Raw genomic sequence first — 20830 nt, 5'->3', positions numbered from 1 at the left:
GATGGGATGCCCCCGATGCGTTTGGCCGTCAGATCTGTGGCGGCGACCTGTAACTACAGGAGTTGCACAACCATTTTCTTTTCTGGTAATAAGAGAGGAGTAAACCCGGCAGACCAGAACACGCCGGAGAGGTGTGATTAACATGGACAACGGACCAAGAGGAGCAATCCGCCAGAGAGACGGCACGTCCTACGCGATCGTCCCCAGAACGCCTGCAGGGATTGTCAGCCCGGAGCACCTGGAAAATATCGTCAAGGTCGCCCGGCGCTACAACATCCCGGTGATCAAGATGACGTCGGGGCAGCGGATGGTGCTCGTCGGGATCAAAGAAGAGGATATCGAGAGTATCTGGAATGAACTCGGGATGACCGTGGGGCAGGCGACCGCACCCTGCGTGCACTATGTGCAGGCGTGTCCCGGGACGGCGGTCTGCAAATACGGGAAGCAGGACTCGCTCGGGCTCGGACTCGAGATTGAGGAGATGTACCAGCAGATGGACCTCCCGGCGAAACTGAAGATGGGAGTCTCGGGCTGCCCGCGGTGCTGCGGCGAGAGTTATGTCAGGGACATCGGGCTTCTGGGAACGGCGAAAGGCTGGACCGTCATTTTCGGCGGCAACTCGGGTGGCAGGCCCAGGATCGGGGACACTGTCGCAACAGACCTGAATAAAGAGGAGGCACTCGATCTGGTCCGCCGTCTCCTCGATTACTACCGGAAACATGCGAAGCCGGGCGAGCGGACCGCACGGTTCATGGAGCGGATCGGGTTCGAGGCGATCAGGAGAGACGTCCTGACCTTCGCACCCTACATCCCGCTGGAGAAGACCAGGTAAAGGTGAGGGGCCGGGGAGGTTGGGCCCTCCCCGGTGGCGGTTGCGACCGACGATCTCTCCTTTTTTTCGACCGGCGGGCCTGTTCTCACCCGGACAGAACTATTATCATTCCAGAGGACACAATCCCGCCCCGGTGGAAAGAATGAACGTCGTGGCCTCGATCCCTATTTTGCCGAGGATAAGAACAAAGAGACCATCCACCCTTCCAGAGGGGGTAAGATCCCGAAATTCGTGATGATTTCGAACTGCGGTTTCCCCGAACAGAGCCATTTCCAGGTGCTCCACCTGCTGACCGAGCGGATGGCGCGCAATTACAAAACAGAATTTGTTGCCGAGATCTATCGCGGCGGTGGGGCCTGGCTGAAAGAACCGTCACTCGACGAGGAGGTCGCCAGGTACCGGGACCCGGTGAAACTGGCCGGGGAAGAGGTAGTGACGCAGGGGAGACTCTCCGGGGAGACGAAGGCGCACCTTGAACTGCCCCTCATCCCGTCGCCCGATTATATCGAAATCTACCGAACGACGGTCAATCGCTACTGGGACGGAGTGCTGGGCGGACGGACATAGCAGTCATTCATATCCTCGTACAGCCAGACCATCCGGTCCAGGAACCAGAGTTTGCTCAGGTAGACGACCGCGGCACCGAAGAGGGTGGGCCAGACCTCGAGGGCGTAGACGCCCCAGATCACACAGAGCATCCCTGCGCCCGAGCACGCCGAGAGGATCTTCGGCGCCCTCCGGTGTCGTTCCGGCACCGGCATCTCCTTCCGGTTCAGCCAGAACCGCTCGCCGAGCACCGCCTTCGATGCCCAGTTCTCCGTCGATTCGGGCCGGGGGAAGAACCTGGGGTTGATCCAGGTCCAGAGCACCGCAACGGCGATCAGGACCAGGGACCACAGTCCCAGCCACGCCCGGCTCCAGAAGGCGAGGATGAGAATGGGGAGGACGGTGTTCCTGGTCCAGACGCTCCAGGGGTTTGCGTGCCTGGCCCAGGTCTCCTCGTCCATCTTGAAAGCCGAGGCGATGGTTTGCTCGATCGTCACGAACGAACGTATGACGGCGGCGGGATATACTCCTTGCGCCCGGGGCTCAGCGCCCGCGCCCAGGGAACGCCACCCGCGGCCGCCTGACCACAAAGGAGGCGTCGAGGTTCCCGGCCATGCGCCTGGCCACAGCGATCGGGATGCCGATCGCGAGGAGATCGGGCGGCAGGGCGTGGTTCACCGTCGGGTCGGTGGGCCCCATGAATGCGGCGTCTCGCGGGGCGCCGGCCGCCAGGCCGGCCGGGTAGGAGACGAAGGTCGCACACGCCGGCCCCCAGGGGGCGAGCACCGGGGAGAAGGGATCGGGGCGGTCGAAGTGGACGAGGGCGGCGATGTTCCTGACCGCCTCGGCAGTGCCGAAGAGGCAGATCGACCGCACGGCAGCATCGTCGGTCACCGTACGGCAGGGCCTGATCACCAGGTAGCGCCCCGGCGGAGTGACCGGCCCGGCCCGCTCGAAACAGGCGTCGACAAGTGCGGGGTCGGCCTTCAGGTACTCGGCCGCCCCGCCCCTGATGTCGGAGCGCCCGGTGGAAACGAACCAGCGGATCTCGTCAGAGCGCCCGACAAAACCCATATGAGCGAGGCCGCCCGGGCAGCACCCTGCATTCGCCTCTTCGTCAAGGTAGAGTGCAGGGGCGTCTGCCGCACCCATTGCCATGCGGTACATGGCGACGGCGATACAGCGGTGGACCGACGGGAGGGGGACGGCGTCGGCCGGCACCTCCTCAGAGCCGCAGACGGCGAGGGGCGCGGCCGAGAGCCGAAACGCCTCAGCAAGCCGCCCGCCGATCTCAGAGACGGCTGAGTGGGTCATTCATATTCACCTTTCATGGAGAGGGGGTGGGCGGCCCTGGAGAGAAAGGTATCGGCGGCTTTCTCATCTAACCAGGGCGTAAAGGTACTCGTCCATGACCATGCCGTCTTTCGTGACTGCCGATCGATGGACGGCCTCACGGCAGAAGCCGCACTTCTCCAGCACCCGCATCGACGCCGGGTTGCTCTCGAAAACGCCTGCCTGGAGACGGACGATCGGGAACCTATCGAAGGCGAGGGGGACCATCGCCCGAACCGCATCGGTGACGATCCCCCTGCCCCAGCACTCCTCTGAGAGCCAGTAGCCGATCTCGGCCGTCCCGCGGTAGACGTCGGCGAGAGGGTGAACGCCGATGCCCCCCACCGCTTCTTCGTCCACCTCGATCGCCAGCAGGAGAGCGGAGCGATTCCGCGTCGCCATCGCGATGAACCGTTCAGCATCGCCCGGCGTATAGGGGTGAGGGAATGCGTCCCGCATGCAGCGGGCGATCCGCGGGTTGTCGGCATGACGGCAGAGGGAGACGGCGTCATCCGGGATCCAGTCGCGGAGGACGGATGTGGGGGTTGGACAATGCATGGGAGCCACCTGATCGATCTGGCATCTGCCGTCCCATAAAGAGATCTGCTACAGGTGCCTGCAGGGTCTAAAAAAAGGAGAGGGGACCGTCACTCCAGCATGGCCGTCCCTTCAGGCGTCCATGCTGGGTCGACGAAACTCAGGAGCGTCGCGTTCGACGCTGCGACGTTCCGGTAGCCCTTCACCTGACCGGGGGGGACATAGGCGGCGCTCCCGGCCGGCACCCGGACCGATCCCGCATCAGGGGTGAAGACCTCGACCTCGCCGCCGAGCACGACGATCACCTCGGACGACCCGTTGAGCCGGTTGAACCCGATCGAACCGCCGGGGAGAAGTTCGACGTATGCGACGCTGTACGGGAGCGGGAAACCGATCTCGTCCATCAGCACCGAGTTCGCAAGGGTGTAGATCATCATCTCAGACCCGAGGTCCCACTCGATCCCCTGCCGCGGGTCAGGGATGACGACCGGCACGCAGGCCGTCGTGACGGTGAGCGCTGCCAGTCCCTCCCCGGAGACCTCGTTCGCCGCCGCAAACGGTGGAGAGACGGCGTCGATGTAGCGCAGTTCGCGATCGCCGGCGGTGGCGATCGACTGCAGCACCCCTTCGGGCAGGAGGACGGTCTCGCCCTCGCGGGCGACGACCGTGCTGTTGTCGCACCTGATCTCCGCCGCACCGGCGATCACGTGGACAAACTCCGTGCTCCCGATCAACCGGTGAGGGGACGTCGCATTGCCCGGGCCGATGGCGACCAGGCCCATGCTGTAGTTTGTCCGGATATCGGGGGTCTCGTCGCCGATGATCCCGGTGTAGGTTCCCTGACCGCCGAAGATGGCGAAGCCTTCCGGCGGCGTGATCAGGCGGACGCCCTGTTCCTCCTCTGCCTGAGGGGGGCTCGCCGTGAGGCACCCGGCGGAGAGGAGGACGCAGGCGAAGATGAGAAAGAGAATCCTCTGCATGGGTAGATACTCTGCACCGGGAAAAATAAATCAGTTGTCCGCGGTAGCGGTATAACCGCGGGAGGGGCTCTGCCCGTTCAGATCATCATCCCGACCTCAGGCGCACCCTCATCCCCGGCGTCGAGATAATCGGGATGGACCTCCTGCCGTGCAAGGAATGCAAGGACCAGCACCACGACGGCGACGATGAACGCACCAAAGAAGGCGATGTCGAACCCTGCAGATAACAGGTGCATCTTCACCTCCACCGGGGACTGCATGGTGATCGCCCGGTTCTCGGCGATCCGCAGCACGCCCTGGACGAAGATCAGGTTGAAGATCGCGATCCCGATCGTCATCGGGGCGAACCGCTCCAGGCTCGTCAGGCTCGATACCATCCCCTGGTATCTCTTCGCGACGGAGTTCATGATCATATTCGAGACCGGGGTGACCATCAGGCCCAGGCCGAACCCAATGACGATCAGGGCAGCAACAACATAGGCGATGGTGGTGTTCGCCTGGAGATGAGTCATCATATAGTAACCGGCCGCGATGATCGCCGCTGCGGCGATGGCGAGTATTCTGCCCCCGAGACGGTTGTACAGGAGCCCGGCCGCAAGACCCGAGACCATCATCGCGAACGAGAGAGAGGTCAGGACCATCCCGGCCGCGGAGGTCTCATAGCCCAGGACGTACTGGAGGTAGAACGGCAGCAGGTAGTTGATGCCGGAAAAGCCGAAGAAGACCAGCACCAGGATCAGGTTGGTGAAGAGGAAGTTCCTCTTCCCAAAGAGCCTGAGTTCGAGGAGGGGTTCTGAGGTGTGCAGTTCGCGCCAGACGAAGAGGCCGAGGGAGACCGCCGCCACTGCAGCCGAGGTAAGAATGGCCGGCGAGGTCCAGCCCAGCACCTCGCCTTCAGATACGGCAAAGAGGAGGGCGGCAAGACCGATGAAGATGAATGCCGCACCTGACCGGTCGAACCCTGAAAGTGCCGTATTCCGGTCGCTCTGCCCCGGGATCGCCTTCATCCCGATGATCACGGAGAGGATGCCGATCGGGACGTTGATGAAGAAGATCCAGTGCCATGAGACATACTGGGTGAGCAGACCGCCGATCGTGGGGCCGATCGCCGTGCCGAGCGCCGCGACGGTCATGATAATGCCCATCGCTTTTCCCTTCTGCTCCATCGGGATGAAGGCCGTGACCATCGCGGGGGCGATGGCCGAGATCATCGCCCCGCCGATGCCCTGGAACGCCCGCGACCCCACGAGGGCGTAGAACGAATCGAGCAGTTCGGGGAGGAAACCGCAGGCAAACGAACCGAGGGTAAATACGACAAAACCCGAGAGGAAGATCTTCTTGTATCCGATGAAGTCAGAGATCTTCCCGAAGATCAGGACGCACCCCGCCATGACAAGGAGGTATGCAGTGGCGACCCAGCTGACGGCGCTCGTCGATACGCCGAAGGACTCGGAGATCGTCGGGAGGGCGATATTGACGATCGTGCCGTCGAGAGACGACATGAAGATCGCAAGGGAGATGGAGAAAATCAATAAAAGATAACTCTTCGATGGGGTATTGTTTGTCTTTCCCATATGAAGAACGGTATGAGATTCGCCGGTAATCAATCATCTGGTTTTTACCGTGCAGGAATAAAAGAGGCAGAGCGGGAAGACCGCGGCCTTCTTCTTCTGACCGGGATCCTCGAACAGATCCTACCCCTCCTTTCAGGGGCAATTCCCGGAGGACCGCATCAGCCGGATCGGTACCTCAGGCGTGCCCTTGCCCCGAACCATCCCGGGCCCGTCGAAGGGAGGCCCCCGGGATATCCCACAGAGGAGCGAAGAACCCTTACTCCTGCCACCGCGGGAGCGTCGAGAGATAATATCCTACCATCTCACGCGCCCGTTCAAGCGGCATTTCAAGGTGTGCGGCCATCATCGGCGCATATTTCTCGACGGCCCCATCCTTTGTCAGGCCAGGTTCGGTGAACGCCCCGTCCCGGTAGCAGTAGATGCAGTAGTGCGCGCTTCGCGACCCGTCCGCCTCTGTACCGGCGTCCTCGTCCTGTGCAAGGGGCATGCCGCAGCTCCCGCAGGAGGGAACCTCCCGTCCGGACCATCTCTTCAGGGACGATAACTGCTCTTTGCAGAACTCTCTCGCCTTCTCCAGGGGGATATCGTACATCTGCGCGAAGATCGCCCCGCCCTTCTCCGCCATCGCGTCGAGGGTGATTTCGGGTTCGGTGAAGGCGCCGTTCTGGTAGCAGTAGGTGCAGTAGTCGTTCGATCGGGTGCCGTCCGCTTCGGTGCCGAAATCGGCCTCCGACTGCATCGGCATGCCGCAGCTCTGGCAGGATCTTCCAGCATGTTCTTCCATGTGAGTTTCTCCCTGAGACCGACCGCTCGCAAGACGGCGATCTGCTCTCGAAGAGTGGATGGAGGAGCGGATCTATAAACGTTGCTGTATGTGAGTCAGGTAAAATAGATGGGATTAACCACCCTCTCCTTCACCGAAGGGCGTCGTTGGGCCCGAACATCTCTTCAAGCAGCACCGAGGGAGAAGGGTGCGGAGCGACAGTGATCGTATCCTGCCCGGTGCAGGCATCATCGCCGTCTCCATCCAGACACGACCTCCTCATTGCCTGTTGCGGCAGAACGATCAGGCGTTCTCCAGTTTCGCCACCCAGATATCAGATGCACCGTGGTTCCCGCTCACATCGCCATCGTTCGAGTCGGTGGAGCCGGCGAGGATGTAACCGCCATCGGATGTTTGCCCGACACTCTGTACCTTATCATCCCCTGACCCGCCGAGGCAACGCTGCCATTCGAGTTCGCCGCTGGAATCCAGCTTCACCGCCCAGCCGTCCCACAGACCGCCGTGATTGCCGCCTACATCGCCGTCGTTTGAGTCGGTGTAACCAGCGAGGATGTAGCCGCCGTCGGCCGCCTGCTCCACGCACCTAAAGGTGTCACTATCATATCCCCCAAGGCCTCGCTGCCACTCGAGCGCACCGGTGGCGTTGATCTTAACGGCCATGGCGTCGGGTATAGAATCATAATTCTCAGGATCCAGGTGATATCCATCAATATCACTCGATTCCGTGGATCCTGCAGCAATATATCCGCCGTCTCCAGTCTGCCGTATGCTGGAGACATAATCCCTGCAATAACCGCCAAGGTAGGATTGCCACTCTAAGGCACCGGTGGCGTCGACCTTCAACACATAGCCGTCAAACATGCCGTGTCCCTCCCAGCACCACCCGCAAAGAACATACCCGCCGTCGTCGGTCTGCTGCGCGCAGGTGTTGATCATGATGGGGCCAAAAGATTTCTCCCACTCTATGAGGCCATCAGGGTCGATCTTGACCAGCCAGGTATCGTTTCGATCGTGGTATCCGCTCACATCGCCGTCATTTGAGTCAGTTTCGCCGGTGAGGATATACCCGCCGTCAGATGTCTGACACACATTCGATATATCTTCATAATTCGACCCGCCAAGACAACGCTGCCACGAGACATTTCCGCCTGAATCCATCTTCACCAGCCAGATATCCGCTTTACCATGGTTTCCACTTAAATCGCCATCGGTTGAATTGGTCTGACCGCCGATGATGTACCCGCCGTCGACCGTCGGGTGGGCGTTCCGTGCTACATCGGTACCAGAACCTCCAAGGCAACGCTGCCACGCGACTGTGCCGTTGGCATCCATCTTCACCACCCAGATATCATAGCCGCCGTGGTTGCCGCCCACGTCGAGGGCGAGCGTGCACCCGGCCTGCGTCGTGTACAGGAAGTACTCCACATCATAGGTCCCGGCCTCTGCCACATCGACGGTGTAGCGCAACCACTCCCCCGCGGCGGTGTTGGTGATCAGGGGATCGGCATCCCAGTCCCGGATACCGATATCCACATCGTCATTCCGGTAGGAGGAGGGGTTCGAGTCGATGTTGCCAGGAGTGGTGTCGTGGTACGCAATCCCCTCGCCGCCCGCGTCGTAGTCGGCCGCAAGGATCCGGCCGGGGATATCTAGAGAGACCGATCCCTCGCCGGTGAAGGTCATCCCGTTGAGGTTCATGTCGCCGCTCACCCTGAGGATGAGTTTGTGCTCACCTGCCGTCGGGAACGTAACCTGCCCCTTCACCTGGATCGGTGTCCGCCAGGAGGAGGCTTCAGGGACGGCGATCTGGTGTGCCGAAGCCCCGTCCACGTCGAGGGCGAGCGTGCACCCGGCCTGCGTCGTGTACAGGAAGTACTCCACATCATAGGTCCCGGCCTCTGCCACATCGACGGTGTAGCGCAACCACTCCCCCGCGGCGGTGTTGGTGATCAGGGGATCGGCATCCCAGTCCCGGATCCCGATGTCCACATCGTCGTCCCGGTACGAGGATGGGTTCGAGTCGATGTTGCCGGGCGTGGTGTCGTGATAGGCGACTCCTTCGCCACCTTCATCGTAGTCGGCCGCAAGGATCCGACCTGGGATCTCAAGAGTGGGCGGGACAGACGGTTTCTTCGAAAACGTCATCCCATTGAGGTTCATGTCGCCGCTCACCTGGAGGACGAGTTCGTGTTCACCTGCCGCCGGAAAGGTCGCCACCCCCTTCACCCGGATCGCTGTCCGCCAGGAGGAGGCTTCAGGGACGGCGATCTGGTGTGCCGGAACACCGTCCACGTCGAGGGCGAGCGTGCACCCGGCCTGTGTCGTGTACAGGAAGTACTCCACATCATAGGTTCCGGCCTCTGCCACATCGACGGTGTAGCGCAACCACTCCCCCGCGGCGGTGTTGGTGATCAGGGGATCACTATCCCAGTCCCGGATCCCGATGTCCACGTCGTCGCCCCGGTACAAGGATGGGTTCGAGTCGATGTTGCCGGACGTGGTGTCGTGATAGGCGACCCCTTCCCCGCCCTCGTCGTAGTCGGCCGCAAGGATCTGGCCGGGGATTGCCTGGAGACCCGCCATATCCCCTCCCGATGCTGCAGGAGCGGCGATCATACGATCAGAACCTGTCACTTCCCCGGCGTCATAGGCGCCTGCAGAAGCCACGGAAAGACCAAGAAGAACGAGCAGGAGCACTCCTATGAAGACGATCCTCTGCGCAAGATGTTTCATCTGTTTTCCCCCCCAAAACTACATTATTATTTAATGATTGTTTGCCACAATCAGAAGCATATGCTAACCATAAGCATATATTCTGTGTCAAATGCACTTTCACCACAAAAAATTTTCTGAAAATTACTCCAGGAATAGTATCGGATCTATGTCATTACACCAACATCAATAGATTTCGCATTTATATTTTTAGAGCATTTTCAACGGAGTATTCCATACCGCGAAATGGTGCCGGGCGGTGAAGAGGGCATCAAGAAAGAGGATTGAAGTGATCGAGATTCCAGGTGGGCTTCGTACAGCGATCTGCTCAGCCATTCACCCGGACAACGGCGTTCAGTTCGATCGCAGTCCTGATAAAAATGAGCGAACCGCCAGGGCTAAAATACCCATCACGCTCACGGCGAGGAGACCGCCGCCGCATTTAAAAAGGAATAGGAGGCAAATTCAGTCAGGAAGTCCGCCATCGGGAGAATGCCCTTCACCCACTGATCCTGATATCCGACCTGATCGTGATCGTGCACGCCCCGTCCCGGAACACCCGCACGAGCCCGCCGCTCTCCGATACCGTCACCCCGACGGCCGGCATCACGGCGGTGATCGCCGCCGTCGCCCGGTGGCGCCCGCCGAGTCCGCCGGGCAGGTGGACGTCCTTTGCGTTCACGTCCATATAACTCCCGGCCGTGGCGATCGTCCCGCTTTTATCGACGATGAAGATGCCGTCGAGCTGGGCGAACTCCTTGACGCTCTCCCAGTTCTCCCGGTTCTTGATATCCCGCAGGGAGGTCGGGTGCCCCAGGTACGGGTTGAGGATCGCCTGGTGGGAGTGTGCGGCGATCTCAGGGGCGTCGCCGATGATGAAGGCGGTGCCGATCTTCCGGCCCTCCCGCCCCTCGACGGCGATCTCCATCGCCAGCTTGAGGACGGAGTACATCACGTCCTTATCGACGATGTCCTCATAACTCGTGAGGTCCACGAAGTTCCGCACCCGCTCCAGGTCGAAGATCAGGACCGCATACTGGAAGACGGCGACCACGGTCCCCTCCTCGAACCGCTTCGTCAGGTAGATCTGGACGGCGGCGTCGAGCATATGGTGCTCGCAGACCGAGACGATCTCGTACATCGTCAGGTCCCGCAGGATGTCGAGTTTGAGGTCCTGCACCCAGATCAATGGCACCTTCGACTGGCAGGTGCACGGGCGAGTGAAGGAGACGATCGCCCGCGCCCCGATCTCCTCGGCGATCTCGATCCCGGCATGCATCAGGAGTTCATCATTCATAGGAGGTCACGCAGCATACCCGGGATCTCCGACGGTCTGGATGCGACCGGGACGCCGAGGAGTTTCAGCCGCTCGATCTTCGAGCGGGCATCGCCCTCCCCGCCCTCGATGATCGCTCCCGCATGCCCCATCCGCTTATTCGGCGGGGCAGTGACGCCCGCGATATAGGATACGATGGGAAGGTCGGTCGACCGCACACCCTCCTCCTCCAGGTTCCCGCCGACCTCGCCGATCAAGACGACTGCCTCGGTCTCCGGGTCCTCCTCGAATTGGGCGAGCACATCGGCGAAGGTCTGGCCGATCACCGGGTCGCCGCCGATCCCGACGATCGTCGACTGCCCGATCCCGGCCCGCGTCAGTTCGTCGACGACCTCATAGGTGAGGGTGCCGCTCCGGGAGATTACCCCGACATGCCCTCTCGTCGCCAGGTGGGCCGGCATGATCCCGAGTTTCTGCTCGCCAGGAGAGAGCAGCCCGGGGCAGTTGGGGCCGATCACGGCGCACCCGCAGATCTCCGCATAGGCGATCGCCCGCATCGCGTCGTGCACCGGGATATGCTCGGTGATCGCAACGGCAAGGTCCAGGCCCGCATGGGCGGCCTCCATGATCGCGTCGCCTGCCGCTCCGGCCGGGACGAAGATCACGGCCGTCTCGGCGTCCTGCTCGGCGAGCGCCTCCTTCGCCGAGTTGTAGACCGGCACGCCGCAGACCTCCTGCCCCCCTTTCCCGGGCGTGATGCCGGCGACGACCCCGCGCCCGCCGACCAAACGGGCGTACTCGTTCATCAGGTTGATGTGGAAGGAGCCCTGCCTCCCGGTGGCCCCCCAGACGATCGTCCCGCTGTTCTTATCACCGTAGATCATGCTGTCGCCTCCACGGCCGCCCTGACGGTCTCGTCCATGCTCCCGAGCATCCGGTATCCTTTCTCCGCGAGGAGTCGTCGTCCCTCCTCCTCGTTCGTTCCGGCGAGGCGGACGATCACCTCCTGCGAGACCCCGGCCTCGATGATCCCGCGGGCGACCTCGTCGCAGCGCGTGATCCCGCCGAGCAGGTTGACGATGATCACCCGCACCGAGGGCATCCCGGCGACCAGGCGGACCGCATGCTTCACCCGCTCCTGGTCGGCGCCGCCGCCGACGTCCAGGAAGTTCGCTGCACGGCCCTTGAAATGGTCGATCAGGTCGAGAGTCGCCATCGTCAGGCCGGCGCCGTTGCCGATCACCCCGATCTCGCCCTCGAGCTCCACGTAGGAGAAGCCGTGCTTCTCGGCCTCCTTCTCCCGCTCGGTGAGGTCGCGGTTGACCGCGATCCCCTGCCGGGCAAGGCTGTTGTCGTCGATGATCAGCTTCGCGTCGGCGGCATAGACCCCGTTCGGTGTGGTGACCAGGGGGTTGATCTCGGCGAGCAGGGCGTCGTTCTTGCAGAAGACCCGGTAGAGCCGGTTCACGGCGTCCCGCACCCCTGCCGGGGCGGTGCCGGTCAGCTCCCGCAGGAGAAACGCCGGGACGTCAGCAAAGAGCGGGGAGACCGCGACCGTCCTGATCGCGTCCGGGTTCGTCCGTGCCGTCTCCTCGATGTTCACCCCGCCGGTATCGGCGAAGAGGATCACCGGCTCTTTCTTCGAGCGGTCGATGGCGATCGAGACATAATACTCGTGCTCGATCGGGAGGCGCTCCTCGATCAGGACGCTGTTGACCGGAACGCCCTTGATATGGGCATTGAAGAGGTGCTGCACCGCCTCGCTCGCATTCCCGGCATCGGCCATCAAGACGCCGCCGGCCTTACCGCGGCCGCCGACGTCCACCTGCGCCTTGACGACGACCCGGTCCCCGATCTCCTCCAGGTGGGGGGGGAGGTCCTCGCCTTTCCTGACGACGACACCCTTCGGTATCCTGATCCCTTCCCTGCCGAACACTTCTTTCGCTTCAAACTCAAGCAGTTTCATCCTTCACGCTCCTTTCTGCCGAGGTCGAAGCCGAGCCTCAGCGCCCGCATATTGAGGTCCTCGGTGCCCTTCGGGACCGAGTCGAGGACGGCCTTCTCGATCGCCGCCTCTGATACGACGCCCGTCGCCGCGACCAGCGCCCCGAGCATCACAATGTTTGCGACGATCACCTTTTTAAGGGTGTTTTTCGCCTCGTAGGTCGCCGGCACCGCGTGGTAGCGGCATTTCGGCCTATCCTGCACCAGTTCGGCGTCGAGGAGCATCACGGCGCTCTCCGGGGCGCCGGCGCCGTACTTCAGGAACCCTTCCTGCGACATGATCACGTAGATGTCAGGACTCGTCACCTCGGGGTAGAGGATCAGATCGTCGTCGATGATCACGGCGCTCATCGAGGCCCCGCCGCGGGCCTCAGGGCCGTAGACCTGCGTCTGGACGGCGTGTTTGCCGTCATGGATCGCGGCCGCCCGGCCCAGGATCACCGCCGAGAGGATGATCCCCTGGCCGCCGAAGCCCGAGAACCGCACTTCATGCCTCATTTCGGCACCCCCGTTGCAGGCAGGTTCCGCCGCACGAACTCGCCCACCGGGAAAGCGCCCGGCGGGAGGGGCTCGCCCGCCTCCTGCATCCGCTGCCACCGCTGCCGGAGGACGGCGTGGTCGCGCATCCACCCGACCATCGCCCCGGCCTCGCGCAGTTTGTTCTTCCGGCCATATCCGGTCGGGCACTGGACGACCGCCTCGATCAGGGAGAAGCCCGGCGTCTCGAGTCCGTCACGGACCGCCTTCGTCAACTCCTTCACATGGTACGAGGTCCAGCGGGCGACGTGGTTTGCTCCCGCCGCCACCGCAAGGGCGGCCAGGTCGAAGGGAGGTTCGTTGCAGCCGTACGGCGTCGTCGTCGAGACCGCCCCGAGAGGGGTGCACGGGCTCCCCTGGCCGCCGGTCATCCCGTAGATGTAGTTGTTCATGCAGACGACGGTCAGGTCGATGTTCCGCCGGCAGGCATGGATGAAGTGGTTGCCCCCGATGGCGGCGAGGTCGCCGTCGCCGGTGAAGACCACCACGTGGAGGTCAGGGCGGGAGAGTTTCACGCCCGTCGCAAAGGGGATCGCCCGCCCGTGGGTGGTGTGGAGGGAATCGGTGACGATGTATCCCGGTGCACGGGACGAGCACCCGATCCCTGAGACGAAGACCGTGTTCTCCGGCGTCCAGCCCATACTGTTCACGGCATTGAGGGTGCAGTTGATCACCGTCCCGTTCCCGCACCCCGTGCAGTAGATATGGGGAAGGCGGTCCTGGCGGAACCAGTCCTGGAAATTCATAAATACCCCTCCGCACAGGCGATCAAACGGTCGGGCGTGTGCAGTTCGCCCCCGATCTCCGGGATAGAGATGACCGGAACGTTCGTGTGCCCGGCCGCCTCGCGCGCCATCTGCCCGAGGTTCAGTTCGGGCATCAGGAACACCCGGGCGGACTTGAAGAGGGCGAGAGCAAAGTCCGGGAAGGGCCAGACGACCCGCAGGCGCAGGTGACCGACGCGTTCGTCGTCCATGTCGTGGATCGCCTGCGCCACTGCGCGGGCCGGGGCGCCGTACGAGATGAAGACGACCTCGGCGTCCGGGTTCGTCACTTCGAAGTCTGCCATCTCCTGGCGCGCCCCCTCGACCTTATTGACCAGGCGGGAGACCAGGCGCTCGTGGACGTGCGGGTCGGTCGACGAGGGGTAGCCGCGCTCGTCGTGGGTGAGCCCGGTCACATGAACGCCGTAACCCTGGCCGAATGCCGGGAAACCGGGCACCCCGTCCTCGCCCGCAGCGAAGGGGAGCGACCCCTTCTCGAGGGGCCTGCGGGGCACGATCTCGACGGCGTCCGGGATCTCGATCCGCTCGCGCATATGCCCGATGATCTCGTCGGTCATCACAAAGGTCGGGACGCGGTATCGGTCGGCGAGGTTGAAGGCCTTCGCCGTCAGTTCGTACATCTCCTGCACCGAGGCCGGGCTGACGGCGATGACGCTGATATCGCCGTGCGAGCCGAAACGGCACTGCATCATATCGCCCTGCGCCGCCCGCGTCGGTTGGCCCGTGCTTGGACCGCCCCGCTGGACGTCGACGACGACGCACGGCGTTTCGGTCATCACCGCATACCCGAGGTTCTCCATCATCAGGGAGAACCCCGGCCCGGAGGTCGCTGTCATGGACCTCACGCCTGTCCACGACGCCCCGATCACCGAGGCGATGCTGGCGAGTTCGTCCTCCATCTGGATGAACACCCCGCCGACCTTCGGCATCTTACGCGCCATGTGCTCGGCGATCTCGGTGGACGGGGTGATCGGATACCCGCCGAAGAACCGGCATCCGGCAGCGAGCGCCCCTTCTGCGCAGGCAGTGTTCCCCTGCATGAATTCAAGCCGCGTCAATACTCAATCACCACCTTTTCGGGGTTGTAGGGTTTCTCGTCCACCCAGCGGATCGCCTGGTCAGGGCAGATCATCTGGCAGACGCCACAGAGCACCCGCCCGTAGAGTTTCTGCAGGCGGCAGTTGGTGCACCGTTCGGGCCGGTCGAGAACCGGCACCACGACGCCCCGCCGGTTCGGCGTCGTGCCCTCCTGGAAGATTTTATACGGACAGACCAGGGTGCAGAGGTTGCAGCCCTTGCACCTGGTCTCGTCGATCATCAGCTTCATGTCAGGGATCCTTCTTTATTTATTGAACCGCTGTTCAAAATGTATCTTCGCCTTCTGTCCCACGTCCGCAAAGAGGTCTCCGCCGGAGGCGTCGATCCCGACAATCAGGGGCAGGCGATCGAGTTCGATCTGCCAGACCGCCTCGGCCATGCCGAGGTCCTCGTAATATACGCCGACAAGGCGCATGCGTGCGGCGGCAAGGGCGGCGCACCCGCCGGTGAAGGCGAGGTAGACGCCGCGGCCTCCAAGCCCTTCTCGCACCGCCGGCCCCATTCCGCCTTTGCCGATGAGGGCGCGCACGCCGGCGTCCAGGAGAAAGCCCGAGAGATCGTTCATGCGCGCCGAGGTGGTCGGGCCGGCGGCGACGACACGGCCGGCGGCGATCACCGGGCCGCAGTGATAGACCGCAGCCCCCTGCGGATCGAACGGGATGCCGTCCTCCATCATGCGCAGGTGCGCCTCGTCCCGCGCCGTGTACACCGTGCCCGAGAGGGTGACGGCGTCCCCGGCCCGGAGTTCGAGCACCTCGTCGCCGAGGGGCGTGGTGAGGTGGATCATACCTCTACCCTCCTGGTCGCCCGGCGGTGCGCCCAGCACTGGACGTTCACCGCCACCGGCAGGGACGCCGTGTGGCAGTGCCCCTGCCGCACCTTCACGGCAAGGGCGGTCACGTCTCCGCCCAGCCCCATCGGGCCAATGCAGAGGGTGTTGACGGCGTCGCAGATCTCCTGCTCGTACGGCGTCATCGTATCGATCGGAAGAAGCAGCGCCTCTTTTGCCCGCGCCGCCGCCCCATCGAAGGTCGAGCCGATCCCGATCCCGAGCACCACCGGCGGACAGGGTTTTCCGCCCGCAAGCAGGACAGTCTCGGCCGCAAACCGCGCGACAGACCCGACCTGCGAGGGGAGGAGCATTGCGATCCGCGAGCAGTTCTCGGCGCCCGCCCCCTTCGGGAGAACGGTGATCGTCAGGTCGTCGCCGGGCGTCACGTGGACCGCCGGCATCCCGCCGCCGGTGTTGTCCCCGGTGTTCTGCCTGGTCAGGGGATCGACCACGTTGGGGCGGAGGGGGACCGCGGCCGTCGCACGCCGCACCCCTTCGGCCACCGCCTCACGAAGGTCAGGGGTGAACGGCACCGTTGGCGGCAGGGTGAGGTAGACGACCGGCACGCCGGTGTCCTGGCAGATGGGCAGCGCATGCTCGCCGGCATAGCGCACATTCTCCAGGATGTTCTCGATCTGGGTGCGGGCGATCGGGTTTCTCTCCCGTTCGAGCGCCCCTTCGATCGCTCCCAGCACGTCGGCCGGAAGCGTGGTCTCCGCTTCCCTGAGCGCAGATGCGGTCGCAGAAGCCACCGCTTCCAGAAGTCTGGATGCCCCTCTCTCCATCATCGCTTATAATGGATGACAGGGCTAAAAAATATGCTGTCCCCCTCCCTTTTCTCTCCGAAAAGAGAAAAAAGAAGGGAAAGAAAAACCGTTTAGTTCTGATTTTTCTCTGTGATAACAATGCGGATGGGCGTCGGGAGCTTGTAGCCGCCGTGCTTGAGGGCGTCCTTCGCCTTCTCGAGGTACTGCGGGCTGGTGTAGACGGTAAAGACCTTCTGACCCGGGATCACCCGGGCGGCCGTACCGACCGCCTTGCCGAACGCAAGCCGCATCCCTTCTGAGACACGGTCTGCACCGGCGCCGGTCGCCTGTTTGTTCTCACGCAGCACATGGTGAGGGTAGGTGCGGAGCTTGAGGTGATAGTTCGCACGCCCCACATCCTTCATCAGGCGCCTGTTGATGTTAATACGCGCCGCTTCGAGAGCAGTGTGACGGATCTGACAGCCCTCGACGACCTGAAGGGTCGCTTCGGCCGGGAACTGCGCTCCAGGGTTGCCCATTTCGAACTGAACAATCTTGCTGCCGGGCACACCGCCCATATATTCTCGCCGGGTGTACGCCTTCTTAGCGAGATTCCTGTACATTACTCCTGGTTTTCTTACCATATCTCACAACGCCTCGCCGTAAGTTAGTGCTTTATAACATGGAGATTTTTCGTAATAAAGGTTACTGGGAGGATTCTCCCGTGTTCTGGATCAAAGCGAGGACATATCGCCTCACCTGCGCGAACTCGACGCTCGTCCGGTCCCGCGGTCTTGGGAGGGGGACATCGACGATCTCCCTGATATTCGACGGACGGGTCGAAAGGACAAATATCCGGTCAGAGAGGAAAACAGCTTCGTCGACCGAATGCGTCACGAAGATCACGATCTTCCGGGTCTTCTCCCAGATCTCGAGGAGTTCGGTCTGCATCGCGTTCCTGGTCTGGGCATCCAGCGCCCCAAAGGGTTCGTCCATCAGGAGCACCTCGGGTTCGACGGCAAGCGCACGCGCCACCGCCACCCGCTGGCGCATCCCGCCGGAGAGCTCGTACGGGTACGAGGTCTCGAACTCGTCGAGGCCGACGAGGTGGAGATATTTCCGTGCGGCCGCATAGCGCGCCTCTTTCTCCACCCCCTGGACCTCAAGGCCGAAGGCGATATTGTCCAGCACCGTCCGCCAGGGATAGAGCGAGTACTCCTGGAAGATCATCGCCATCTTCGGAGAGGGGCCGACGATCTCTTTCCCACCGAGTTCGGCTTTTCCGCCGGTCGGCGTGTCCAGGCCTGCGATGATCCGGAGAAGCGTCGTCTTGCCGCACCCCGAGGGGCCGACGATGCAGACGAATTCCTTATCCCGTATGGTGAAGGTGACGTCGCCGAGGGCGTCGACCCGCTCGCCTTTGCTCGTGACAAAGGATTTGCTGATGTGCTCGACGTTCAGTTCCATCTGCTCTTCCTCCTCACTGGTACCGCCCCTGCCACACAAACATCCGCACCTCGACCTCCCTGAAGAGGGCGTCGAGGACGAGGGAGATGAAGCCGATCACGATCATGCCGGCGATGATCACCTGCATCTGGCCGAGGTTGTAGGCGGCCATGATCATGTAGCCAAGGCCAGAGGTGGTGCCGGGCAGCATCTCGGCCGCCACCACGCACTGCCATGCGATCCCGAGGCTGACGCGAAGACCGGTCCAGATCGTGGGGGCGGCCGCCGGCAGGACGACCTTCGTCATGATCTGCCGTTCGCTTGCCCCGTAGACCGTCGCCGTCTCAAGCCAGGTCCGGTTCACGCCCTTGACCCCTGCCACCGTGTTGAGCAGGATCGGAAAGAACGCCCCGATGAAGATGATGAAGACGATCGAGGTGAGCCCGATCTTGAACCACGCGAGGGCGACGGGCAACCAGGCGAGAGGGGGGATCGGCCTGAGGAGCTGGATCACCGAATCAGCAAGGTCCTGCACCGTCGGGTACCTGCCCATCAGGATGCCCAGGGGTATGGCGACGGCGGCGGCGGTCAGGAAGCCGAGGAGGACGCGGTACAGACTGAGCCCGGCGCCTTCGAGGAGGCTGCCGCTCCCCAGGATGTTCTTCGTCGGCTCGAGCAGGACGGCGACGACCGCTTCGATCCTGGGCAGAATAAACGGGTTGTTCAGGAGGATCGCAACGGTTTCCCATCCAAAAATGAGGATGATGGGAAGGACAATTTTCAGGTACTTTCTCATTGCGCTTCGTTCACCACCACATTGCTGTCTCCGAGTGCGGCGCGGAGCTGCACGTCCTGGATCGAGCCCTTGGGCGGTGACGCAATCTTCAGAGGCTTACCTTCAGCCGCACGCTGCTTCGCCCATGCGATGAAACTCTGCCAGTCGTTGGCAGGTGCATCGGCCGAAACAACAAGGCCCGATCCTTCCGTCTGTAATGGGTGGAGAATCTTTATAGGTGTTCCTTTGTCGATGGCGGTGATCGCGGGCGGGGTGCCGACGAAGGCGAACTGGATCGTGTCCTGGGCGGCCAGGGTCATCAGCTGCGAACCGCCCTCGCCCTTCACGAGTTTGACGGTGGCGACTTTCTCGCCGTTGACGATCAGGTCGGCGGTATCGACGGCGCCCGAGCCTTCAGATGCGGGCTTGAGGGCGATGCCGTAGGTGTCGTTGAAGTACTGCCAGTCCTTGACCGCAACGAAGAGGGCGGCGTGGTGGTCAGAGGGCAGGTAGCCCAGAGCGATCGTGCCGGCGTTGGCCGGGGTGGTGATCGAGCCGTTTGCAAGCATCGCCTTCGCCTGTTCGTAGGGGCCGAAGTCGAAGAGCTCGCTGTTGACGGTGGCGGGGTCGGCGTCCTTCAAGGACCCGGTGATGTAGCCGAGTTCGCGCAGCGAGACGACGAAGTTGTCGTTGCTCTGGATCCAGGCCTCCGAGGGATCGCTGGTGAACTTCAGGGTCGGGATCGAGGCCTTGAGCACGTTCACCGAGTTCACGGTCACGTTGCCGAAGGTCATGTCGTCCTTGCCATAGAGCCAGTCGGCGCTGAGTTCAGCGGCTTTGTCCGGGTTCTGCTTGATATAGTCGTTTGCGGCGATCGTGAGCGCCGAGAGGGCGTTAACCAGGTCGGAACGCTCCTGCATGATGTCGGTGCGGGCCGCGAAGGCGCAGCAGGTGTGGTCGGTCCACATGCCGGCGGGCGGCATGTCCTGCGAGTACGAGACTACTTTGCCGATGCCGCTCACCGTGGCGACGGCGACGAAGGGCTGCCATGCCATGTAGCCGTCGATCTGGTCGGTCGAGAGGAGCATCGGCATCGGGCCGGTTGCCGAGTAGATCACGTCCACGGTGGCCTCTCCACCGGTCGAGGGCTGCTCGCCGGTGCATCCGGCGACAAAGAGCACCGCGATGATCGCAGAGATCAGGGCGGCGACAAGAATCTTTCTGGTCATGGGGGATCGTTCTTCCCTGCTGGTATTTAAAAATCCTTATTGGGCATCCTGATTGCGGACGATACGGCACTATTTTGACACTTTGTGCCTCCATGTACCGGAACTTTTTCCCGATGTCGGCATCCCGCCTGGACAGGAGAACCTATATCCTCAAGGAATTGTCACATCTGTACTCACCCATGATCCAGGCAAACCCCCTTGACCGCCTCTTCCACGCCGCCCTCCAGTCGGATGAAGAGTTCATACAGACCCTCCAGCATGTGCTCAAAAACGACCTGCGGGTGAGCGTGCGCGAGCTCTCCGAGAAGAGCGGGATCGCACAGAGCACACTCTATAAGATCCTCAACGGCAAGCGTTCCCCGACCCTCTCGACCCTGCGGATGATCCTCAACGCCGTCCGGGCCTTCTCCCGGCCCTCGGAGGAGGCGTTCATCGGGCTGATCGCCGCCCGCTATGTGCTCGAGTCCATCCAGGAGCGGACGGCGGTGATCGACGGCCAGCAGATCCGGGTCCGCGAGTACCCGGTCCACACCTTCGAGGACGCCATCGTCGCCGCCGTGCGCGCCGAGCGGGAGGGGGCGATCGCCGTCGTCTGCGCACCGATCGCTTCATCCACCATCGAGCAGGTGGTCAGGATCCCGGTGACGACGATCATCCCGAAAGACAGTGTTCAGCGCGCCATCGAGGCGGCGGCGCGGAAGGCGTGGCTGTGAAGGGCCGGCGGTCCTGAGGGGAGCGTCTGCCATCCGCGACGCACACCGGATTTTCTCCCGGCCCCATCGCCCCCTCACGCCATTCCCTTCAT

At 62.7% G+C, this 20830-nt stretch carries 24 protein-coding genes; 3 read left to right on the top strand and 21 right to left on the bottom strand.

Features of this window, described 5'->3' with window-relative positions; genetic code table 11:
- Window positions 1–142 precede the first annotated feature (142 nt).
- On the top strand, window positions 143–832 hold the full coding sequence (locus METLI_RS05460; RefSeq protein ID WP_004038700.1) for a nitrite/sulfite reductase domain-containing protein: 690 nt from the start codon (window positions 143–145) through the stop codon (window positions 830–832).
- 33 nt (window positions 833–865) lie between these two features.
- On the top strand, window positions 866–1399 hold the full coding sequence (locus METLI_RS13115) for a hypothetical protein (protein WP_004038699.1): 534 nt from the start codon (window positions 866–868) through the stop codon (window positions 1397–1399).
- Here the strand turns inward: METLI_RS13115 and METLI_RS05450 are convergent.
- The 21 genes from METLI_RS05450 to METLI_RS05355 all read right to left on the bottom strand — a co-directional run bounded on the left by METLI_RS05450 (window position 1366) and on the right by METLI_RS05355 (window position 20025).
- Window positions 1366–1875 carry a DUF6653 family protein gene (locus METLI_RS05450; RefSeq protein ID WP_004038698.1) on the bottom strand — a complete coding sequence of 170 codons (510 nt, stop codon included), beginning with the start codon at window positions 1873–1875 and terminating at the stop codon, window positions 1366–1368. The genes METLI_RS13115 and METLI_RS05450 overlap by 34 nt on opposite strands.
- 46 nt (window positions 1876–1921) lie before the next feature.
- Window positions 1922–2692, bottom strand: coding sequence for a DUF169 domain-containing protein (locus METLI_RS05445; RefSeq protein WP_004038697.1), 771 nt, complete (start codon window positions 2690–2692; stop codon window positions 1922–1924).
- A 63-nt stretch (window positions 2693–2755) separates the two neighbouring features.
- Window positions 2756–3268 carry a GNAT family N-acetyltransferase gene (locus tag METLI_RS05440; RefSeq protein ID WP_004038696.1) on the bottom strand — a complete coding sequence of 171 codons (513 nt, stop codon included), beginning with the start codon at window positions 3266–3268 and terminating at the stop codon, window positions 2756–2758.
- 89 nt (window positions 3269–3357) lie between these two features.
- Window positions 3358–4227, bottom strand: coding sequence for a cupin domain-containing protein (locus tag METLI_RS05435; RefSeq protein WP_004038695.1), 870 nt, complete (start codon window positions 4225–4227; stop codon window positions 3358–3360).
- 77 nt (window positions 4228–4304) lie between these two features.
- Window positions 4305–5801 (bottom strand): MFS transporter, encoded by a 1497-nt coding sequence (locus tag METLI_RS05430; protein WP_004038694.1) that lies wholly within the window; start codon window positions 5799–5801, stop codon window positions 4305–4307.
- Between the two features lie 256 nt (window positions 5802–6057).
- On the bottom strand, window positions 6058–6585 hold the full coding sequence (locus METLI_RS05425) for a zinc ribbon domain-containing protein (protein WP_048103640.1): 528 nt from the start codon (window positions 6583–6585) through the stop codon (window positions 6058–6060).
- Window positions 6586–6715: 130 nt separating this feature from the next.
- Window positions 6716–6847, bottom strand: coding sequence for a hypothetical protein (locus METLI_RS13565; protein WP_281034256.1), 132 nt, complete (start codon window positions 6845–6847; stop codon window positions 6716–6718).
- Window positions 6848–6867: 20 nt separating this feature from the next.
- On the bottom strand, window positions 6868–9318 hold the full coding sequence (locus tag METLI_RS05420) for a carbohydrate-binding domain-containing protein (protein ID WP_004038691.1): 2451 nt from the start codon (window positions 9316–9318) through the stop codon (window positions 6868–6870).
- Between the two features lie 478 nt (window positions 9319–9796).
- Window positions 9797–10594 carry a DNA integrity scanning protein DisA nucleotide-binding domain protein gene (locus METLI_RS05415; protein ID WP_004038689.1) on the bottom strand — a complete coding sequence of 266 codons (798 nt, stop codon included), beginning with the start codon at window positions 10592–10594 and terminating at the stop codon, window positions 9797–9799.
- Complete coding sequence (sucD, locus tag METLI_RS05410; RefSeq protein WP_004038687.1) at window positions 10591–11457, bottom strand: succinate--CoA ligase subunit alpha; 867 nt, start codon at window positions 11455–11457, stop codon at window positions 10591–10593. Before sucD ends, METLI_RS05415 begins: the two co-directional genes overlap by 4 nt.
- Window positions 11454–12539, bottom strand: coding sequence for a succinate--CoA ligase subunit beta (locus METLI_RS05405; protein ID WP_004038685.1), 1086 nt, complete (start codon window positions 12537–12539; stop codon window positions 11454–11456). Before METLI_RS05405 ends, sucD begins: the two co-directional genes overlap by 4 nt.
- A complete protein-coding gene (locus METLI_RS05400; RefSeq protein WP_004038683.1) occupies window positions 12536–13075 on the bottom strand; it encodes a 2-oxoacid:acceptor oxidoreductase family protein in 540 nt (179 codons plus the stop codon). Before METLI_RS05400 ends, METLI_RS05405 begins: the two co-directional genes overlap by 4 nt.
- Window positions 13072–13860 carry a thiamine pyrophosphate-dependent enzyme gene (locus METLI_RS05395; RefSeq protein WP_004038680.1) on the bottom strand — a complete coding sequence of 263 codons (789 nt, stop codon included), beginning with the start codon at window positions 13858–13860 and terminating at the stop codon, window positions 13072–13074. Before METLI_RS05395 ends, METLI_RS05400 begins: the two co-directional genes overlap by 4 nt.
- Window positions 13857–14957 carry a 2-oxoacid:acceptor oxidoreductase subunit alpha gene (locus METLI_RS05390; RefSeq protein WP_004038678.1) on the bottom strand — a complete coding sequence of 367 codons (1101 nt, stop codon included), beginning with the start codon at window positions 14955–14957 and terminating at the stop codon, window positions 13857–13859. Before METLI_RS05390 ends, METLI_RS05395 begins: the two co-directional genes overlap by 4 nt.
- Window positions 14954–15226, bottom strand: a complete 273-nt coding sequence (locus tag METLI_RS05385; protein WP_004038677.1) for a 4Fe-4S dicluster domain-containing protein — start codon at window positions 15224–15226, stop codon at window positions 14954–14956. Before METLI_RS05385 ends, METLI_RS05390 begins: the two co-directional genes overlap by 4 nt.
- Window positions 15227–15241: 15 nt before the next feature.
- Window positions 15242–15784, bottom strand: coding sequence for a FumA C-terminus/TtdB family hydratase beta subunit (locus tag METLI_RS05380; protein ID WP_004038676.1), 543 nt, complete (start codon window positions 15782–15784; stop codon window positions 15242–15244).
- Window positions 15781–16614 (bottom strand): fumarate hydratase, encoded by an 834-nt coding sequence (locus METLI_RS05375; RefSeq protein WP_004038675.1) that lies wholly within the window; start codon window positions 16612–16614, stop codon window positions 15781–15783. The genes METLI_RS05380 and METLI_RS05375 overlap by 4 nt, the downstream gene beginning before the upstream one ends.
- A gap of 92 nt (window positions 16615–16706) precedes the next feature.
- A complete protein-coding gene (locus METLI_RS05370; protein ID WP_004038674.1) occupies window positions 16707–17219 on the bottom strand; it encodes a 50S ribosomal protein L16 in 513 nt (170 codons plus the stop codon).
- A 61-nt stretch (window positions 17220–17280) separates the two neighbouring features.
- The gene (locus METLI_RS05365; protein ID WP_004038673.1) at window positions 17281–18042 is read right to left on the bottom strand and encodes an ABC transporter ATP-binding protein; all 762 of its coding nucleotides are present in this window, start codon (window positions 18040–18042) and stop codon (window positions 17281–17283) included.
- A gap of 13 nt (window positions 18043–18055) precedes the next feature.
- Window positions 18056–18817 carry an ABC transporter permease gene (locus METLI_RS05360; RefSeq protein WP_004038672.1) on the bottom strand — a complete coding sequence of 254 codons (762 nt, stop codon included), beginning with the start codon at window positions 18815–18817 and terminating at the stop codon, window positions 18056–18058.
- Complete coding sequence (locus METLI_RS05355) at window positions 18814–20025, bottom strand: ABC transporter substrate-binding protein (RefSeq protein WP_004038671.1); 1212 nt, start codon at window positions 20023–20025, stop codon at window positions 18814–18816. The genes METLI_RS05360 and METLI_RS05355 overlap by 4 nt, the downstream gene beginning before the upstream one ends.
- 179 nt (window positions 20026–20204) lie before the next feature.
- Here METLI_RS05355 and METLI_RS05350 point away from each other — a divergent pair, with 179 nt between their 5' ends.
- The gene (locus METLI_RS05350; protein WP_048103638.1) at window positions 20205–20738 is read left to right on the top strand and encodes a helix-turn-helix domain-containing protein; all 534 of its coding nucleotides are present in this window, start codon (window positions 20205–20207) and stop codon (window positions 20736–20738) included.
- Window positions 20739–20830 lie beyond the last annotated feature (92 nt).

It is taken from the genome of Methanofollis liminatans DSM 4140 (assembly GCF_000275865.1).
Taxonomy (GTDB): domain Archaea; phylum Halobacteriota; class Methanomicrobia; order Methanomicrobiales; family Methanofollaceae; genus Methanofollis; species Methanofollis liminatans.
This window is presented reverse-complemented; position numbering and strand designations above follow the sequence as displayed.

What these genes read in the sequence shown, in the direction of transcription:
- METLI_RS05425 (WP_048103640.1), bottom strand. Translation starts at nt 6,585, where the DNA reads ATGGAAGAACATGCTGGAAGATCCTGCCAGAGCTGCGGCATGCCGATG.
- METLI_RS13565 (WP_281034256.1), bottom strand. Translation starts at nt 6,847, where the DNA reads ATGAGGAGGTCGTGTCTGGATGGAGACGGCGATGATGCCTGCACCGGG.
- METLI_RS05415 (WP_004038689.1), bottom strand. Translation starts at nt 10,594, where the DNA reads ATGAATGATGAACTCCTGATGCATGCCGGGATCGAGATCGCCGAGGAG.
- METLI_RS05440 (WP_004038696.1), bottom strand. Translation starts at nt 3,268, where the DNA reads ATGCATTGTCCAACCCCCACATCCGTCCTCCGCGACTGGATCCCGGAT.
- METLI_RS05355 (WP_004038671.1), bottom strand. Translation starts at nt 20,025, where the DNA reads ATGACCAGAAAGATTCTTGTCGCCGCCCTGATCTCTGCGATCATCGCG.
- METLI_RS05405 (WP_004038685.1), bottom strand. Translation starts at nt 12,539, where the DNA reads ATGAAACTGCTTGAGTTTGAAGCGAAAGAAGTGTTCGGCAGGGAAGGG.
- METLI_RS05370 (WP_004038674.1), bottom strand. Translation starts at nt 17,219, where the DNA reads ATGGTAAGAAAACCAGGAGTAATGTACAGGAATCTCGCTAAGAAGGCG.
- METLI_RS05385 (WP_004038677.1), bottom strand. Translation starts at nt 15,226, where the DNA reads ATGAAGCTGATGATCGACGAGACCAGGTGCAAGGGCTGCAACCTCTGC.
- METLI_RS05395 (WP_004038680.1), bottom strand. Translation starts at nt 13,860, where the DNA reads ATGAATTTCCAGGACTGGTTCCGCCAGGACCGCCTTCCCCATATCTAC.
- METLI_RS05365 (WP_004038673.1), bottom strand. Translation starts at nt 18,042, where the DNA reads ATGGAACTGAACGTCGAGCACATCAGCAAATCCTTTGTCACGAGCAAA.
- METLI_RS05400 (WP_004038683.1), bottom strand. Translation starts at nt 13,075, where the DNA reads ATGAGGCATGAAGTGCGGTTCTCGGGCTTCGGCGGCCAGGGGATCATC.
- METLI_RS05350 (WP_048103638.1), top strand. Translation starts at nt 20,205, where the DNA reads ATGATCCAGGCAAACCCCCTTGACCGCCTCTTCCACGCCGCCCTCCAG.
- METLI_RS05435 (WP_004038695.1), bottom strand. Translation starts at nt 4,227, where the DNA reads ATGCAGAGGATTCTCTTTCTCATCTTCGCCTGCGTCCTCCTCTCCGCC.
- METLI_RS05375 (WP_004038675.1), bottom strand. Translation starts at nt 16,614, where the DNA reads ATGGAGAGAGGGGCATCCAGACTTCTGGAAGCGGTGGCTTCTGCGACC.
- METLI_RS05460 (WP_004038700.1), top strand. Translation starts at nt 143, where the DNA reads ATGGACAACGGACCAAGAGGAGCAATCCGCCAGAGAGACGGCACGTCC.
- METLI_RS05360 (WP_004038672.1), bottom strand. Translation starts at nt 18,817, where the DNA reads ATGAGAAAGTACCTGAAAATTGTCCTTCCCATCATCCTCATTTTTGGA.
- METLI_RS05445 (WP_004038697.1), bottom strand. Translation starts at nt 2,692, where the DNA reads ATGACCCACTCAGCCGTCTCTGAGATCGGCGGGCGGCTTGCTGAGGCG.
- sucD (WP_004038687.1), bottom strand. Translation starts at nt 11,457, where the DNA reads ATGATCTACGGTGATAAGAACAGCGGGACGATCGTCTGGGGGGCCACC.
- METLI_RS05420 (WP_004038691.1), bottom strand. Translation starts at nt 9,318, where the DNA reads ATGAAACATCTTGCGCAGAGGATCGTCTTCATAGGAGTGCTCCTGCTC.
- METLI_RS05430 (WP_004038694.1), bottom strand. Translation starts at nt 5,801, where the DNA reads ATGGGAAAGACAAACAATACCCCATCGAAGAGTTATCTTTTATTGATT.
- METLI_RS05380 (WP_004038676.1), bottom strand. Translation starts at nt 15,784, where the DNA reads ATGATCCACCTCACCACGCCCCTCGGCGACGAGGTGCTCGAACTCCGG.